The organism is Dethiosulfovibrio salsuginis (assembly GCF_900177735.1).
GTDB classification, from domain to species: Bacteria; Synergistota; Synergistia; order Synergistales; family Dethiosulfovibrionaceae; genus Dethiosulfovibrio; species Dethiosulfovibrio salsuginis.
This window is the reverse complement of sequence record NZ_FXBB01000009.1, coordinates 40,298-56,774: the sequence shown is the minus strand read 5'-3', so window position 1 is coordinate 56,774 and position 16,477 is coordinate 40,298. Positions and strand designations below refer to the sequence as shown.

General features: G+C 54.0%; 14 protein-coding genes. 3 read left to right on the top strand and 11 right to left on the bottom strand.

The features are described 5' to 3' along the window. Positions 1–9 precede the first annotated feature (9 nt). The 6 genes from B9Y55_RS05015 to B9Y55_RS04990 all read right to left on the bottom strand — a co-directional run bounded on the left by B9Y55_RS05015 (position 10) and on the right by B9Y55_RS04990 (position 6,705). A complete protein-coding gene (locus B9Y55_RS05015) occupies positions 10–684 on the bottom strand; it encodes a hypothetical protein (protein ID WP_085544275.1) in 675 nt (224 codons plus the stop codon). 12 nt (positions 685–696) lie between these two features. Further along, positions 697–1,434 (bottom strand): DUF5058 family protein, encoded by a 738-nt coding sequence (locus tag B9Y55_RS05010; protein ID WP_085544274.1) that lies wholly within the window; start codon positions 1,432–1,434, stop codon positions 697–699. 173 nt (positions 1,435–1,607) lie between these two features. Further along, complete coding sequence (locus tag B9Y55_RS05005) at positions 1,608–3,218, bottom strand: PucR family transcriptional regulator (RefSeq protein ID WP_234986137.1); 1,611 nt, start codon at positions 3,216–3,218, stop codon at positions 1,608–1,610. 82 nt (positions 3,219–3,300) lie between these two features. After that, entirely contained in the window at positions 3,301–4,095 is a 795-nt protein-coding gene (locus tag B9Y55_RS05000) for a family 1 encapsulin nanocompartment shell protein (protein ID WP_085544272.1), read from the bottom strand. A 19-nt stretch (positions 4,096–4,114) separates the two neighbouring features. Then, a complete protein-coding gene (locus B9Y55_RS04995; protein WP_085544271.1) occupies positions 4,115–4,462 on the bottom strand; it encodes an encapsulin-associated ferritin-like protein in 348 nt (115 codons plus the stop codon). 29 nt (positions 4,463–4,491) lie between these two features. After that, positions 4,492–6,705: a sensor domain-containing diguanylate cyclase gene (locus B9Y55_RS04990; protein WP_143340815.1), complete on the bottom strand. Its 2,214-nt coding sequence runs from the start codon at positions 6,703–6,705 to the stop codon at positions 4,492–4,494. A gap of 181 nt (positions 6,706–6,886) precedes the next feature. Between B9Y55_RS04990 and B9Y55_RS04985 the strand changes: the two genes are divergently transcribed. Next, positions 6,887–8,326 (top strand): chemotaxis protein CheW, encoded by a 1,440-nt coding sequence (locus tag B9Y55_RS04985; protein WP_085544269.1) that lies wholly within the window; start codon positions 6,887–6,889, stop codon positions 8,324–8,326. Here the strand turns inward: B9Y55_RS04985 and B9Y55_RS04980 are convergent. Next, entirely contained in the window at positions 8,323–9,288 is a 966-nt protein-coding gene (locus B9Y55_RS04980; protein WP_085544268.1) for a biotin--[acetyl-CoA-carboxylase] ligase, read from the bottom strand. The two genes, B9Y55_RS04985 and B9Y55_RS04980, sit on opposite strands and share 4 nt — an antisense overlap. A 31-nt stretch (positions 9,289–9,319) precedes the next feature. Beyond that, on the bottom strand, positions 9,320–9,661 hold the full coding sequence (locus tag B9Y55_RS04975) for an Hpt domain-containing protein (RefSeq protein ID WP_085544267.1): 342 nt from the start codon (positions 9,659–9,661) through the stop codon (positions 9,320–9,322). 168 nt (positions 9,662–9,829) lie between these two features. Here B9Y55_RS04975 and B9Y55_RS04970 point away from each other — a divergent pair, with 168 nt between their 5' ends. Together B9Y55_RS04970 and B9Y55_RS04965 are read left to right on the top strand one after the other, a co-directional pair. Next, positions 9,830–11,521: a methyl-accepting chemotaxis protein gene (locus B9Y55_RS04970; protein ID WP_159448237.1), complete on the top strand. Its 1,692-nt coding sequence runs from the start codon at positions 9,830–9,832 to the stop codon at positions 11,519–11,521. Between the two features lie 162 nt (positions 11,522–11,683). Beyond that, positions 11,684–14,518 (top strand): GAF domain-containing hybrid sensor histidine kinase/response regulator, encoded by a 2,835-nt coding sequence (locus B9Y55_RS04965; protein WP_234986136.1) that lies wholly within the window; start codon positions 11,684–11,686, stop codon positions 14,516–14,518. A gap of 3 nt (positions 14,519–14,521) precedes the next feature. Here B9Y55_RS04965 and B9Y55_RS04960 read toward each other — a convergent pair whose 3' ends face one another. From B9Y55_RS04960 to B9Y55_RS04950, 3 genes are read right to left on the bottom strand one after another with little or no spacing between them, the layout of a single operon-like run. Then, entirely contained in the window at positions 14,522–15,550 is a 1,029-nt protein-coding gene (locus B9Y55_RS04960) for a protein-glutamate methylesterase/protein-glutamine glutaminase (protein ID WP_085544264.1), read from the bottom strand. A 2-nt stretch (positions 15,551–15,552) separates the two neighbouring features. Continuing rightward, positions 15,553–16,056 (bottom strand): chemotaxis protein CheD, encoded by a 504-nt coding sequence (locus tag B9Y55_RS04955; protein ID WP_085544263.1) that lies wholly within the window; start codon positions 16,054–16,056, stop codon positions 15,553–15,555. Then, positions 16,040–16,447, bottom strand: coding sequence for a response regulator (locus tag B9Y55_RS04950; protein ID WP_085544262.1), 408 nt, complete (start codon positions 16,445–16,447; stop codon positions 16,040–16,042). The genes B9Y55_RS04955 and B9Y55_RS04950 overlap by 17 nt, the downstream gene beginning before the upstream one ends. Between the last annotated feature and the right edge of the window lie 30 nt (positions 16,448–16,477).

The window sequence follows — 16,477 nt, the reverse complement described above, 5'->3', positions numbered from 1 at the left end:
TCTCCCTCTCTATATGAATTTCTTCACGTAGAGGAGTCTGCCTATAGCTATGGTCCCGAAAATGGAGGTGACTATGACCACCCAGGTCTGGGTGAAAAAGCCGATTCCGCTCCAGTAAAGTCCGAGAGGTATGGCTATTCCTGGTATTGCCAGAACGGGATACTTAAGGGCGAACTGTCCGAAAACCGCCCCGAATATGGCCGCTACGGTGTACTTTTTAAATGCCAGGGCTATAGCAGGAGGGAACGCCGCCAGAAGGGCCGTTCCGGCTAACGCCGCTAGAGTCACGAAAAACAGGTTGGTAACCACCGATCCTGTAAGCCCTAGGGTCGAGATGATCTCCGCCTCTGGAGTCCCTGGGTCGACCCCTACTACATCCTGGGCCACAGCGGAACAGGGGACTCTTAGGTTCCCTATGTTTCCCGTGAGGAACGATATATAGGTTCCTGTCAATCCCAAGATCGGATAATAGGAGACAGGCTCCACGATGTAGAACGCTCCGAATATAGAGGCTATCATTGCCCAACTTTTCATAGCTACCGCCATGGAAGGGAACGCTCCGTGGGATAGATAAAGGTAGACGCAGGGGAGGAAGGTCAAAGCGGCGGTCAGAAGTACGGTGAAACGGCCTATCCTGATAGCCGGTCCTCTCCAGAGGGAGTCGAATAAATTCTTGTCGCTCATTCCGTTGACCTCCTATACCATGACCACGGCGAAGGCCATGCCTATTAGCATAGCGATGCCGAGGGTGTATTCTTTAAGCCACGTGACCTTGTCGGCTACCTTGAGCAGTATCATCATGGATATCAATCCACCTATGGCGGCGTATAGCGGGCCCCCTGCCCCCTCTATATGGGTTGACGCCGAGAGTTGCTCTATTCCCGTTTTTATGTTACCTGCGTTCAGAAATCCGAAGCACCCTAGAGAAGCGGCACCGGATAGGATCGCTAGCCATTTTGTGTCCCCTCCGCCTACTTTTTCCCTGAGAGATTCAAGCTTATGGGTGAACAGGCCGACGAAGATCAGCCAGCCAACCCCGTTGATGGTCATCGTCCACCATGAAGTGGCAAGGGCATTGAGATCGTAGGAAGCTGAACCGAACTCAACCCCGTATGCCTGAGCACCGACGGTCGCGGCGGTCAACTCGGTCGGTGCTGCCCCTATGATGGAAAGCCTTAGCCACGTAATAGGGGCCCCTACAACCGACATCATTCCAACCATGACGATAAAGACCGCGATGGATGGGCCTATGGCCGAGATTGCACCCGATCTGAGCCCCTTGACGCATAGATCCTTTGAGAATCCTATTTCGTCGGCGGTTCTGAAAGCCAGGCGAATATACAATAAAGACTGAACCAACGCTATTAGCACTATAGCCACAGCTATTGCCCATACCACCCCACTGTTGGCTATTTTTAAGACTTCCGCTGGCACGATGAATCCCTCCTCCTCGGTTTATCCAGGTTCCCGGGAATATCCTGGATGGCTCATATGATAGAGCTTAGGGAGGGTATTATCATCGTCTTCGGTAGGCTAAAAAACATCGCTATTTAGGTCGCTAAGAGCTAAATAGCACCCAAGAGCAAGGGGAGTGTTGTCCGCTGTGATCAATATTCCTCAAGGTCTTGGTTCATCAGGTATAGTTTTAAGGACAGAGCCAAGTTCAGCCTCTGTTCGCTGTCCTCTGGATCGAATTCCAGTATGTCGCATATTTTTGCGTAGCGATACTTTAGGGTGCTGTAATGGACCGATAGGTCTTGAGCGGCGGCTTTCATCTGCCAGTTGTTCCTGACCATGGCCTTAAGGGTTCTCAAGAGCTCCGACTTTCTCCTCTTGTCGTGGTCTATCAAAGGGCCTATGTACTCTCGATAAAAAGAGTGCCCAGCCTCGGTGTCGTATAGAGAGCCCAGTAGCTTATAGGCACCTAGGTCTTTCCAGAATACAACCCGATTTCCCCCTGCGGCGGCTCTCACCGTCTCCAGGGCCTTTCTGGCTTCGTCGTAACTTTCGTGGCATTCGAACACGCTTTCTTTCTGTCCGCCTATGCCTATGGTTATTGAGAAGTGGGTGTCCTCTTTGATGGATCTCTGTATTTCCTTCAGCATAGGCTGTAGCCTTTCCTTTAGCGTGGGGAGTCCGTCTGAAACGGGGATAATAAAGGAGATGGAGTCGCTCATCTCCGTGTAGGGAATGGACTCGAAAAAACCTTCCATGTAGGTCTTGCATATGCTGTATATCCGCTTTTTAGTCCCCTCGAGAACCGGGAGAAAATCGGACTCTCCGCTTTTTTTCTCGAACTGGTGTTTGTAGTTATCTATGTCCATTACGGCGACACAGTGGGAGCCCTGTAGGTTCCAGCCGAACATTTTTGCCCTGTTCCAGACCTCTCCCTCAAACCGAAGGTTGTGGATAAGGATGTCCTGGACGAACTCGTTACGGTATCTGCTTTCCGCCTGTATCTCCGCTATCCGTCTTTGCATATAGAGGAGTATGGCGCCTTTTGCCTGGGTTATGGGGATTTCGCAGTTTTTCTCCTCCAGTTCATCGGCGGAGCAGTCAAAAGTCAGATAGCCGAAAATTTTCCCGTTTAGGGATATGGTATCGGATATTCCCGCCTTTAAGGCATCTCGAAGGGATTGGGATTCAAAGCTGGCTTTGAGTTTTTTCGAGTCACCGAAAAAATACCTCTCTCCTGTCAGAGTGTCTACGAAACCGAAAGGTTTGTGGGTGAAGTTCTCCAGGTTCTCAAGTATGGCCTGGAGGTCCGCTCCGTTCACCGACAGATCGAAAAAGGAATGACGGACGGTCTCCGAATATCTAAGGAGTCTGGCCTGTCGGTTGACTATCTCCGACAGGACCGGATGGATTATATCGGCGAAGGCGAAGTGGTTGGGAACGTGGATCAGAGGTAGGCCTAATTCGTCGGCCAGGTCCAATACTCTGGGAGAGACTTCCTTTATGTATCGGTCGGTCTTTATCCCCAACCCCGCCGACCGGATCTCAGCCAATTTCTCTATGAGGTCGATCAACAGCTCTGGAGAGTCTCTGAAGATATATCCAGAGCTCACTATGAGATCACCTTCCCTCACCCAAGAGTAAGCGTCGGGAGCGTCCAGAACGGTGACGCTTCTGACCTGTCTGGAGTTAATGCAGCTTCCCCCGGCTATTATCTTTAGGCCCTTCATAGAGGGTAGGTCTAGGATCTCCTGTATCGTCATGCTCAACTTAGATCTACTTCCTTTCCGAAAAGAACAGGGAGGAAGCGAATTCGCTTCCTCCCTGCTTAAGGTGCTTGGGATATTACAGGTCCAGGGTTACGATTGCCTCCGGTCCAGGCACCGAAAAGGTGAATGATTCGGTCAGGAAAAGGTCGACCTTTCCCTGGGAGGTGCCGGAGTAACCGATGGAGATGTCCTGTCCCAGTACCAGCTCCAGGTCTCCTCCTCTGGTGGATATGAGGAAGGAGCGGTCTACCATGGGAGATAGGACTATCTGCTCCGCCAGAGCCTCTAACCTCTTCTTGAGGGGGTAACCTTTGGAGACGGTCATTATCCTCTTCCAGAGGTCTTTTTGGCAGACGAGACAGTAGGGACCCTCTACGGAGCGGTCCTTGAGGACCATCGCCGCCTGGGCTATGGCCTGTACCAGTCCCTCATCGTCCCCGGGAATTGGGATCGACTCTCCCTCCGCTGCTCCAGCTATTCCAGTGATGCAGCCCGAGTCCATTCCGGTGTATACGGCCTTTTCTTCGAAGAGAGCCAGCTTTCTGGCGGCGTCCTCCAGGGCGGAGAGATCGGTGGTCTTACTGCCTCTGCTTATGTCGTCTAAGTCCCAGCGGTCGATGGAGAAGGGAACCCTTACCTCCACGAGGGGCTGGATCTTGCGGATTCCGTGTTCCGTTCCCTCGACGAAGGGGGAGTCGGAGACCGACAGCCTTCCCATAGGCCAACCGTGGAAATCCCATCCGTAGGGGCCTTTTACGTCGACTACCTTGCGGGCGGACAGGCTGCCCTTGAGGACGTTTATCGCCTGGCCGTCTATTTCATCCCATGCTTCCTGGGTTATAGGTGCTAAAGAGCGTTTTAGAAGATCCATCTTTTACCCTCCCTCTATATCAGCGGAGCTTGCCAATTCCCAGGCTTGAGGATGTAGAGCTAGCTCCCTCGCCGCCACTTCCCTCTTCCAGCGCGGTTATGTCGCCTTCGGTGAAGAGGTAGTCCTTTAGCTCTTTATCCCACTTGTCCATGTTGCGACGAAGCCACTCGATGGTCATACAGGCGTGCTCGATTTCCTCGTCCCTGTTGTGGGCCATGATGGATTTAAGCTGAGGGTCGGTGGACGTGGCAACTCTCTGGTTGTAGTAGTCCACTGCTTCCAGTTCCTCCTTCAGACTGGTGATGGCCCGGGAAATATCCCTGGTCTTCTCGTCCAGCGCATCGTAGGGTTCAGAATATCCTGCCATAATTCCGCCTCCTCTTGTGTTTTTTGTCCTTACCTGTTCACTATATCACCGGCAAAGGCCCTGTCAAGCGTCCTGTCCGCCATATGGGCTGCGGTAAAGCCCATCTCCCTGATCCTATCGATATCCTCGTAGGGTTCAAGATCGGTCACGATGGCCTCTAAGTTCAATTTTGTCGCTAAGGTAACCATGGTCTGAACAAGGTGGTCCATCGGTTGGTCCTGCCCGGCAACACCGATCAGTCTGGCGGGTATTTTTATCGATTTGAGCTTGAGTTCTTTTATGTCGCTGATAGGGACGTAATGTTGGCCAAACTCCCTGATCGATAGGGAGACCCCGCAGGACGATAGCCTATTCATCATCATCAGACATCGGTCTCTATGGCTCTCCATGCAACCTATATCGAAGGACAGCTCTAGCCTGGATGGATCGAAGCCCTCGTCTCTCAGCATACCTGAAAGGGCGAGGGGGAGACCCTCGTTCCAGAGGTGCCACACCGACATATCCAGTCCTAGAAGATCGTCCTTTCTCTCCCTCAGGGCCTTTCTCAGTGTCATCAGGTCTATAGCCGCTGCCGTGCCGTTTATCCTGGACCTTTGCTTCAGATCGGAAAAGGGGATTTGGGAGCAGTAAGGCCGTATGACGTAGGACCTTACGGTCATTTGGTCGTCAAGGTAGAACTCCTTTTCGTAAATAGGTTCTATGAGTCCTTTCTCAATGGACTCTTTGATGCTCTCGTCTATCCTTATGGTTTCGGGGGCGATGCCGTCTAGTGATGGATCGTAGGGCACTAGGCCAGCCCCGGTCCTTTTGGCACGGTACATAGCCGAGTCCGCAGCGTCGAAAAGGGACATTCTGTCCTCCCCGTCCTTTGGATAAAGGGCGACTCCCAGACTGGCGGATATCTGTAGGGACGAGTTGTCTATGCTGAAAGGCTGGAGCAGTATCCCCCTTATCCTCCTGCACAGGGTTAAGGCGTTCTCCTCATCCCCTATTTTCTCCGCGAGGACGGCAAACTCGTCTCCCCCTATTCTGGCGATGGTGTCTTTGTCTCCTACGAGGGAGTTAAACCTATCTCCCACCTGTCTCAGCAACTCGTCCCCTACGGAGTGGCCAAGAGAGTCGTTGACCCCTTTGAATCCGTCTAGGTCCACCATTATGAGGGCGATGGAGCCTTTCCCGTAGGCTATAGCCTGGTGGAGCTTTTCGTCGAGAAGCCTTCGGTTTGCCAGCCCTGTGAGAGGGTCTTGGAGGGATTCGAGCCTGTGGATCTCTCCCTGTCGCTTTAACATATTGAGGAGATCGTTGAAGGCGAGGCACAGGTCTCCTATCTCGTCGTCTCCCGAGTCCCTTAAGGGGCTTGGATCCTCTATGTTTATCTGCCTCTTAAGGAATTCGATTCGATTTATAAACTTCCTTGTTATCCACGAGTAGGTCGCTATACCTATGATAGCGCCGGAGAGAATGAGGGCGAAGATGCTCATCTGGATAAGCTTATTACCTGCCTCTATCATCGCCGCAGGCCTTATTACCGTCAGGATAGCCGGTTCTAAAGACTTAAAACCAGGCAACTGTCGGCTCACTATCGTTTTCCCGCCGAAGATGGTCAGAGGCTGAGGTGCGTGCCCTGTAGAGCCAGAGGTTATCCTTATGTGTCCTGACGGCCCAAACCAGCTGTGTCCTGGCCTGGAAGCCAGCAGAAACCACCCTCCCGAGGGGCCGGATTTATCGTTTTTGAGGATCTCTCCGACGGTTATGGCGACGGTTATATCGCCGGATAAAACGGTGTAGCCCGACAGAACCTGGCCTTTTGGGATGGGGTTCATTCGGACTATATCCATGACGACCTGTACCTGTTCTTCCGTCAAAGGGCCTATCTCGGGGTATTTATGGCCTAAAGTCGCACCCCATTTAATGGACAGATCTCTGTCGACTATGGCGGCGAAGTAGAGTCGATTTTCCCAGAGCAGCTCTGGAGGGACGTGCTCTTTCAGGTAGTTGCTGTCGCCTTCGGTTACGAAGCGATAGGACGCATCCCACCAAGCCCAGTCGGAGTTGATCCTGGCCTGGGCCTCTCTGGCGTTTCTGGCGGAGGATATAGAACACTCAAAGGCCTCCTGGGTTATCCGTTTCTCCAGAGACCTGAACCTCGAGGAGTGGATACTGGCTATCAGAAGCACCGCCACCAATATGAGCCCAGCGGTGGAGGTGAAAATCAACGATCTGGTCTGGTGTCTTAACTTCAACGGCAACAGCTCTTTTCCGGCTATTTCTCCATAATCAGCTAAATCACCATATCAGAAAAAGATTGGTGAGTAAAGTAGGTAGATATGCCTATGTCGATCGCTTCAGAGAGGTGGCGTGTGGCAAAAAAGGCGTAAAATGTGTATAGTGGATCAGTAGTGATTTTGAAAAGGGGGGCCGAACATGACTGCGAAGAAGAGCTGTGTAGAGTTTGTCCTGGACGAGAAACACTTTGCCCTGCCTCTGGAGAACGTAAAGGAGATTATCTCCAGACCGGAGATAACTCCTCTTCCTATGGCGTCGAAGCACGTCAGAGGCATAATAAACCTCCGAGGAGACGTTATCCCTGTGGTGGACCTGGCGGTGAGGCTCGGTGGAACGGAGGAAAGAAAAGACAGGTCGGAGATACTTATACTTGTCATCGACGGCCTTACCGCCGGGGTTATGGTGGATTCGGCGTCCCAGGTAGCCGAGCTTGATACAGGTGACTTGAGGGAACTGGACTCAAACGCCGGTCTGGACAGAAGTGCCGTCCGGGGGGTCGTCCGTCACGGCGAGAGGCTGGTTATATTCCTGAACGCCCAGTCGATTCTATCGGTCGACAGGGAGATTATCAGCCAGATCGCCAGAGGAAAAGAGGAGGATCGACGGGATCGATCTTCTCTGGATATTATGAGGATAGTCACTTTCGACCTCGGTGGAGACACCTACGGCTTCCGGCTTGAGGAGGTCAGAGAGATCCTCCGTTATCAGGAGCCTGTCTCTATACCTGACTCCCCGCCTTTCGTCGAGGGAGTACTCCAGGTTAGAGGGGCGATTTTGCCTGTGGTCAACCTCAGGGAGCGGCTTCGTCGGCCGGGAGATATGGACCCCGAAAGGGCCAAGATACTGGTTGCGGACTACGGAGATTTCAAGATAGGCTTCGTCGCCGACGCCATCAGAGAGGTCCTTCAGGTTCCTCTATCGGAGGTCAGTGACCCTCCTGCGGTTGTGAGGGGAGAGTCGGGCCATCAGGCGGTATGTGCCATAGTCAACCACAGTGACGAGATAGTCACTGTGCTAGATAAAGACGGCCTGGTGGACAGAGACAGATTGAGGGACATAGCCTCCGATGAGGACTCCGACAGGAAGGACGAATCATCCGTCGCTGGATACGAGACATTCGTGGTCTTCAGGGTCTCCGAGCAGCCCTTCGGGCTGCCCATAAAGAAGATAAGGGAGATCAACCGGGTCGGCAACCTTTCCAAAGTTCCCGGTATGCCCGATTTCGTCGAGGGAGTTCTGGACCTTCGGGGAGAGGTAATCCCCGCGGTCAGCCTCAGAAAAAGGCTCGGTATGGGGTTGGATGAACCCGCCTCTGAGGACGGAAGGATCCTGGTTGTCGAGATGTCCCAGGGGCTCCTAGGCCTTATGGTCGACGACGTTACCGGTGTTTCCGAGGTGCCTCTTTCCAGGATAAGCGAGCCTCCTCTCTCTATGAAAGAGCTGGGCAAGGCGAGAGACTTCGTCTCCAAGGTCGCGAGGACCGAGTCTGAAGGGGAGAGAATGGTGCTCGTCCTCTCCCCTGAAAGCCTTCTCTCCCCTGAAGAGGCTGCCTCGGCTAAGGATATCGCCGTGGGCTAAATGCTCCCTATGTGGACCTCTCCGGACAGAAGATAGTCCCTTGTCCCGTCGGGAAAGATAACCTCAAGCCTGCCTTGATCGTCGATATCCCCGGCGACTCCACTTAGAGGCTCTCCGTTACGGCTGAAGGATATTGATTTATCCCTCAGCCAGGAAAGCCTCCTGCACACCGATAGAAAAGGCTCGCTGTCTCCCTGGAGGAACGATCGGTATAGAGGTTCCATGCGGTTCAGTACATCGGCGGCGAGCCTCGCCCTGTTCAGGTTGTCCTGTCCCTCCAGGGCCAATGATGTGGCGACGGAGGAGATCTCCTCCGGGAAGGATCGGACGTTAACGTTTATGCCTATACCCATGACTATAAAGTGAATATGATCCAGCTCGCAGCTCATCTCGGTGAGGATGCCGCAGACCTTTTTCCCCGATATCAGAACGTCGTTGGGCCACTTTATCCTCGGAGATACCCCCAGAGATTCCAGTGCCAAGGCGATCGAGGCGGCTCCTATCTGGGTTATAGAGGGAGCCTTTGCGGGAGAGACATGGGGCCTGAGAACTATGGACATCTGGACGGCGCCCTCCTGAATCGAGGTCCAACGCCTTCCGCTTCGACCTCTTCCGGAGGTCTGATGTTCTGCGGTTACCACCGTCCCATCGGGACAGCCCTCTCTGGCTAACCCTTTCGCCAAGATGTTGGTGGAGTCCACGGTGTGACGGTGGACCAGGTTACGGCCGAGCTCCACGGTGTTAAGCCAGGGGGATATCTCGTACTCGGTTATCCTGTCGGGATAGACGGTTATCCGATAACCTTTTTTAGGGATCGACTCTATTATGTATCCGTCGTCTTTCAGCTGGTTTATGTGTTTCCATACGGCGGTTCTACTGACCTGAAGCTGGTCGCATATGGTCTGACCTGACACAAAGTTGTCTCCCCCTTTGCGGAGGATGGCTACTATATCTGTCTTCATCTTTATCGGTCTGCCTCCTTTTTGGGGCTTTTTAACCTCTGAGGTCCGATAGGATATCTCTCGCCTCCGTCTTAACCGCCTCTCCCGCCTTCAGAATCTCTCCCAGGAGGGCTTCGGATGCAGGGAGATCGCCTTCTTTCATGGCTGTCTCGAGCTTGGCGGCTATATCCCTGGCCTCCGAGGCGCCGAGGGTGCTGAAAATTCCCTTTAGGCTATGGGCGTCCCTCGTTCGGTGTATCAACTCACCTTCGGCTATCGTGACCTCCAGTCTTTTTACGATAGGGTCGTAGTCCTCGTCGAAGGCTAGAATCAGCTCCGACAGGATCTCGTCGTCGTTGTCCACTATCTCCATAAGGTCCTCTCTGTCTATCATCTACGCTACCTCCGTTCTGTGCTCGAGACGATTCTATCAGGGTGACAGAGATAATTCCAATTTTTGCCTATCCCTAGAGATTTTTTAGTCGAACTGATGTACAATAACGATATATCTATCTAGGATTTTTTTCTTAAGGTTATCGAGTTTACGATGGGAGGTTTTTGGATGTCTAAGAGCATCGTCTCAAAACTAGGTGTTTTGATCGCTTTAAGCATGATCGTTCTGGCAGGCTCTCTGGCTTTTGTGGCCATCAAAGGGGTGGACAGAATGTCCCAGTCGGTGGAAGCCGTGGCCGAGAGGATGCTCAACGACGACATTAAGAACAAAAACGAGAGCGACGAGAGGGCCGCTGATGGCTATGGCCGTGCCATGTCTACCTATCTGGCCTGGATCTCCGCCGGGCCTCTGTGGGACTTCAACGACGCCGCCCTTAACGAGTACGCCGAGGGGATGTTGAGCGTCCCGAACGTCTCCTACTCGGTCATATACGACGATAAAGGCTCTCCTCTCGCCGGAGAGGTCAAAGCAGGAGATTCGGTTAAAGCCTTTGAAGCGCCTATCATGCACGACGGCAAGAGAATAGGGTCGGTGGAGGTTGGCCTCAATATAGCCTATCTTGAGGATCTGAGGCTCGCCAGCGTAGCCACAAAGGATCAGCTTATATCCTCTTTCAGCTCCGAGGCCGCTCAGACCCAGAGCTCCATAACCGGTAGGATCGCTTTCATAGCGGTGGCGGTTTTTACAGGGGTCCTGATCCTAAACGTCCTGTTGCTGCTGAGGGTCGCCTCTCCTCTTAGAAAAATGACCGACGTGGTTCGAGATCTAGGGGAGGGAGAGGGAGACCTCACCGTCAGGATAGGCATCAGCACCACCGACGAGGTCGGTCGCCTAGGCTCCTCTATGAACCAGTTTATGGAGAAGCTTTCCCACCTTATCGAGGACGTCATGGCCATCGCCAGCAGGCTGGGCCACGATTCTGAGACCCTTTCCGACCTGTCCCGTAGCTCCAAGGGCTCTATCGACAGGGTAAAAGAGGCGGTAGAGGAGATAGTCAGCCTTTCCGAGACCAACGCGGCGGCGGTGGAGGAGTCCAACGCCGGCGTCGAGGAGATGGCGGCGACGGCGTCCTCGGTGGCAAGTGCCTCGGAGAGAGGTGTCTCCGCGTCCGCTAAGACCTTCGGTTTCACCAAGGAAGTGGCTAAAGAGATGAACGACGTCGTCGAGGAGATAAACGGCGTCAGCCTCAGGTCGCAGAAAAACAGGGAAAGGATCTCCGCCTTAGCCGGTGCGGTGGAATCTATAACCGGATTTGTCGGTGCTATAACTGGCATAGCGGACCAGACCAACCTCTTAGCCCTTAACGCCGCCATCGAGGCAGCCAGAGCCGGTGAGGCGGGCAGAGGCTTTGCGGTGGTCGCCGAGGAGGTTCGTAAGCTCGCCGAGGAGTCCAACAAGTCCGCCGGAGAGATTTCATCTCTTATAGAGACCCTTGCCTCACACGCCCAGGATTCCATCCAGGGAACGGTGGAGGAGGAAAAAGCCCTTAAATTGGTGGTGGAGAGAACCGGCCAGCTTCAGAACAAACTTAGGTCCAGCATGGAGGAGATAAGGCTTGTGGACGGCGTCATGAACGAGGTTTCCGAGCTCAGCACCGCCCAATCCATGTCCAGCACCGAGATGGCCAACGCCGTGGACAGCATAGCCCAGGGGACCTCCGACATAGTGGAGAGGCTCGGCGGAATAGGTTCGTTCACCGAGGAGGCCCAGAGGGCTTTCGAGTCGGTGGAGTCTCAGTCCCAAATACTCCTTGAGGGAATGGAGGAGATGAGACGGCATCTAAGCCAGTTCAAGGTATAACTCAAAAAATGTAAGGGGTGTTTGGGGATTTTTGCCCTAAACCTAAATATGAAGGCTCCTTTGGCGAGGCGGTTCCCACATATTGGGAGCCGCCTCGGTCATTTTAAAGCGCTGTCCTTTCGTGCTATTATCTACGATAGAGAGAGGTGATTATCGGTGGAGATGTCGGAAAAAAGGCTCGCTGCGGTGCTGAGATCCATAGGTGACGGAGTCATTGGGACCGATACGTCCGGGGTCGTCACCGAGATCAACCCCGTCGCTGAGGATCTCACAGGCTGGAGAGATGGCAACGCTATCGGGCAGCCCATCGACTCGGTGTTTAAGGTCTACAGAAAAGACGGTGTGGCGGTCGATAATCCGGTTAATAAGGTCCTCTCTACAGGGTTGGCCGTCGATCTATCAAACGATACGATTCTCCTATCCCTGGATGGAGGCTCGGTACATATAGCCAACAGGGCGACCCCGGTGCTGGACGAATACGGCGACATCTCCGGGGTGGTGCTCATCTTCAGAGACGTCTCCGAATCCTACAGGTCCAGGAAGTTCAAAGAGTTCCAGCTTGCCTTTCAGGGAATTATATCTCGGATGGCTTCAAGGTTCGCAACCATGCCAGACGACGACCTTTCCTGCGCCCTGGATGATGCGTTGAGTGGGCTAGGTGCCATTTTCGATCTGGATCGATGTTCTATCTTTCGAGCCCATAACGAAGGAGTGATCCTATGCCATCAGTGGTGCAGAGAGGGTACTTCCCCTGTGACCAACTGTCTTCCCGATAGATGCCATTGCCTTGCCTCAGGGGAGTTCGTCTCGGTGGAGGACCTGTCAGCCTGGGACGATCGGTGTGATCGAACCCTCCTCATGGCTCAGGGCATCGGGGCCATGCTATGCGTCCCTATGGTAGGCAAGGGCTCCGTTCCGCTGGGGGTAATGAGGTTCGACTCCTCGATGGCCAGAAAATGGAGCGATAGCGACGTATCCCTTATCTCCACGGCGGTGGATCTTATAGGAGGGGTGATCTTCAAGCGGGAGACCGAGGAAGCCCTCCGGGAAAGCGAGGTTCGCTCCAGGAAACTTGTTGCGGAGAGTTTTAACGGAGTGGCGGTTCACAGGATTATCCTGAACGATAGAGGAGAACCGGTGGACTACGTGTTTTTGGAGGTAAACCCCGCCTTTGAGGTCCACACCGGCCTTAAGGCGGACGAGATCCTGGGGAAAAAGGTAACCGAGGTTTTGCCAGGCGTAGAGAAGACCGACTTTATCCGCCGTTACGGCGAGGTCGTACTGACCGGAGAGCCTATATCCTTTGAGCAGTATTCCCCTCCTCTGGACAGATATTACGCCGTAAACGCCTACAAGGTAGGAGACCTGGAGTTCGCCACGGTCTTTCAGGATATATCCTCCAGAAAGGGTCTTGAGGATTTCCTCATACAGGCCAGGTTATCGGCGGAGGCGGCGGAGAAGGCTAAAAGCGATTTTTTGGCCAACATGAGCCACGAGATACGGACCCCTCTGAACGGGGTGATCGGTATGGCCCATCTGCTCTGGGACACCGAACTGAACGAGGAGCAGAAGGACTACGTAAAGACCATAGCATCCTCCGGAGAGGCGTTGCTCGAGATAATCAGCGAGATACTGGATTTTTCCAAGATAGAGACAGGAAAGCTCTCCCTGGAGAGGTTCCCCTTCGATATAGGTCTGATGGTGGAGGAAACCCTCGACCTCGTCAGCCATCAGGCCCGGGAAAAAGGGCTGGAGCTCATGGGTGGGGTCGCCCCGGACGTACCTATCGTGGTGGAGGGAGATCCAGGGAGGATCAGGCAGGTCCTGCTAAACCTTCTCTCCAATGGGATAAAGTTCACCAAAGAGGGCTACGTCTCACTGATCGTAACCTCTGCTCCTATGGGAGATACCGAGGGAACGGAGATGCTTAGGTTCGACGTGTCGGACACCGGTATAGGCGTATCGGAGGATAAGATAAACGATCTATTTCGACCTTTCACCCAGGCGGATCCCTCGGCCACCAGGCGTTTCGGAGGTACAGGGCTTGGCCTGGCGATATCGAAAAAACTGGTCGATCTAATGGGAGGAACTCTAGAGGTAGAGTCTCACGAGGGACAGGGTGCGATCTTTTCCGTAAAACTTCCCCTTAAGGTTGTGAGGGACGGAATTATCCCGTCGTGGCCTTTGAGGGAGTCTCTGTCCGAATCGCTCCCGATCAGGAGAGGGAGATCGCCTAAGATATTGGTCGTCGAGGACACTATGACAAACCGTAAGGTCATAATCAGGCTCCTGGAAAAGCTGGGCTATAGGTCCGACGCGGTGGCCAACGGCAAGGAGGCCCTTCTGGCCCTGTCCACGACCTCCTACGACGGTGTGCTGATGGATATCCAGATGCCCGAGATGGACGGCCTGGAGGCCACCAGGCGTATAAGGGAGAGGGAGAGACGGTCCGGCGCTCACGTTCCGATAGTCGCCCTGACCGCCCACGTCACCCAGGACGATCGGGATCGATGTTTGGCAGCCGGAATGGACGGCTATCTGCCTAAGCCGGTCAGGCCGAAGCAGCTTGCGGATGCACTGGAGAGGATGGTCCCCTCGGGGAAATCCCGGGATCGTGCTGTCCTTCCTCCTCCTCTGCCCTCCGGCGATCCGATCGCCAGGGACGAGCTTATGGACCTTATCGGGGGAGATCTGGAGATACTGGCTGGGATAATTTCATCTTTTGAGTCGGAGTTTCCCAGAATATCCGATCTGACCTACGCTGCTATCGGTATGGAGGACTGGGATGGAGCAGAGAAAGGGGCTGTCAGGATGAAAGGTATGCTGAGCTCCCTGGCGGCCTGGGAGGCCAGGGAGACCGCTTCTTTGCTGGAGGAAACCGCTAGGAGTGGGGATAAGGAACAGGCCTCCGCCCTGTTCAGGCGATTGCGTCAGGAGGCCGCTTCGGCCCTTGAGGGCCTTTACTCCATGAGGGAGCAGATGGCCGACTCTCTGTGACCGTTAGGACAGCCTTTTAATCAGGGCAGAGGCTATATGGTGAAGAGGCAGCACCTCCGATACCCCTCCTAGGGCTATGGCCTCTTTAGGCATACCGAATACCACCGATGTGCTCTCGTCCTGGGCGATGGTCCAGGCCCCCGCCTGTCTCATCTCGAGCAGGCCCTCCGCTCCGTCTTTGCCCATTCCTGTGAGGATGACCCCTATGGCGTTTCTGCCGACGAATCGGGCCACCGAGCTGAACATGACCTCCACCGAGGGCCTCTGGTGAAAGACCAGAGGCCCTCCTTTCACCTCTACGTAGTAGGTAGCACCGCTCCTTTTCACCACGGTGTGGTAGTTTCCCGGGGCGAGCAGGACCTTTCCGGAGGTAAGAGGTTCGTTGTTCTCCGCCTCCTTGACCTCCAGGTCGCAGAGCTCGTTCAGTCGCTCGGCGAAGGATTTTGTGAAGTGTTGGGGCATATGCTGGACCACCACTATCGGGGGCATGTTTCCAGGCAACGCTGTGAGGACCTGTTTTATGGCCTCCGTCCCGCCCGTAGACGCCCCTATGGCGATGACCTTGTCGGTGGTCCTTATTGTCATGGCGGTGGGCCTCTTGACAGTCGCTGGCGGGGTGTAGGGTCGTCTTCTAGCCTGGCTGGCCGCTTTTATCTTCTCCGCCAGCTGTTCCCCCATGTCTTTTACCGAATAGGAGGACCCGGGCTTACACATAACGTCGATGGCCCCGAGATCTATGGCCCTCATGGCTACGTCGGAGCTTTCTTTAGCCAGAGAGCTGACGATTATGACCGGTATAGGCTTGTGTTTCATGAGTTTCTCCAAAAAGGTCAAGCCGTCCATGCGGGGCATCTCCACGTCCAGCACGACCACGTCGGGCTCTAGCTGGATTATCTTGTCCCTCCCTATAAAGGGATCGGGGGCGGTGCCTACAACCTCTATAGACGGATCCCTGGAGAGCTCTTCGGTGAAGATCTTTCTGACGAGGGCGGAATCGTCTATTATCAGCACCTTTATGGTACTCTTTGACATGGCTAAATCCTCCCTTTCGTCCTCTCCGGTCCCGACATGATCTGAACCGAAATATCCCCTGTGCCGGTGTTGAATATGACCTTTCTTCCTCGCTCCCCTCCGGTATCTTCCATAAATATCGGTATGGACCACCTTCCAAGGATCTCCAGGGCGACCTTTGCGTTGTCCCTGCCGATCTCCTTCGCTAGATGGGGGTTTTGGGCCCCTCCAACTACGTGGGCAGCGAGGTCCGCTTTGGACGCCCCCTGGTCCAGCACCATCTTTACCATATAGGGTATGGATATGGAGCCAAACTGGGCGTTTCTCTGTCCGCTCCATGGTCTGGAGTATATATAGTGGTTCATCCCTCCCCATCTCTTCTTTCTGTCCCATAGGCACACCGATACGCAGGAGCCCAGCACCGTCCTGATAGTGCTGGGCGTCCTGCTCACGAAGATGTACCCCGGCTGGAGGTAGTAGCTGTCGATTGCGGTATTCTCTGCGATGCCGTTAGGGCTCCCTATCATCCAGAATCTCCAGCTCTCGCAGTATCTGAAAAACCTGTTTTTTTCTGATAGGCTTTACAAGATACCCGTCGCACTGTCCTCTGAAGGATTTTTTTATGGTGTCGAAGTCACCAAGGGCGGTCACCATGACGACCTTCACCGAGTCCAGCCCCCATATGTCCCTTTTAGCCTCTTCCTTCCTTATCTCGTTGAGGGCCTGATGGCCGTCCATTTTTGGCATCATAATGTCCATAAAAACGCAGTCGTACGGAACTCCATCCTCCAGAGCTTTTTTAAACAGCTCCACTCCGTCGCAGGGGTCGTATGCCACGTGGCAGTCACCCATGGGACGCACTATCTCCCTGAGGACCGTGGCGCATACCGGGTCGTCCTCGAAAACCAGGATTTTCACGGACTATCTCCTCCTTCCTCTTGGATCTTT

What these genes read in the sequence shown, in the direction of transcription:
- B9Y55_RS05015 (WP_085544275.1), bottom strand. Translation starts at nt 684, where the DNA reads ATGAGCGACAAGAATTTATTCGACTCCCTCTGGAGAGGACCGGCTATC.
- B9Y55_RS05005 (WP_234986137.1), bottom strand. Translation starts at nt 3,218, where the DNA reads ATGACGATACAGGAGATCCTAGACCTACCCTCTATGAAGGGCCTAAAG.
- B9Y55_RS05000 (WP_085544272.1), bottom strand. Translation starts at nt 4,095, where the DNA reads ATGGATCTTCTAAAACGCTCTTTAGCACCTATAACCCAGGAAGCATGG.
- B9Y55_RS04995 (WP_085544271.1), bottom strand. Translation starts at nt 4,462, where the DNA reads ATGGCAGGATATTCTGAACCCTACGATGCGCTGGACGAGAAGACCAGG.
- B9Y55_RS04985 (WP_085544269.1), top strand. Translation starts at nt 6,887, where the DNA reads ATGACTGCGAAGAAGAGCTGTGTAGAGTTTGTCCTGGACGAGAAACAC.
- B9Y55_RS04980 (WP_085544268.1), bottom strand. Translation starts at nt 9,288, where the DNA reads ATGAAGACAGATATAGTAGCCATCCTCCGCAAAGGGGGAGACAACTTT.
- B9Y55_RS04975 (WP_085544267.1), bottom strand. Translation starts at nt 9,661, where the DNA reads ATGATAGACAGAGAGGACCTTATGGAGATAGTGGACAACGACGACGAG.
- B9Y55_RS04970 (WP_159448237.1), top strand. Translation starts at nt 9,830, where the DNA reads ATGTCTAAGAGCATCGTCTCAAAACTAGGTGTTTTGATCGCTTTAAGC.
- B9Y55_RS04965 (WP_234986136.1), top strand. Translation starts at nt 11,684, where the DNA reads ATGTCGGAAAAAAGGCTCGCTGCGGTGCTGAGATCCATAGGTGACGGA.
- B9Y55_RS04960 (WP_085544264.1), bottom strand. Translation starts at nt 15,550, where the DNA reads ATGTCAAAGAGTACCATAAAGGTGCTGATAATAGACGATTCCGCCCTC.
- B9Y55_RS04955 (WP_085544263.1), bottom strand. Translation starts at nt 16,056, where the DNA reads ATGATAGGGAGCCCTAACGGCATCGCAGAGAATACCGCAATCGACAGC.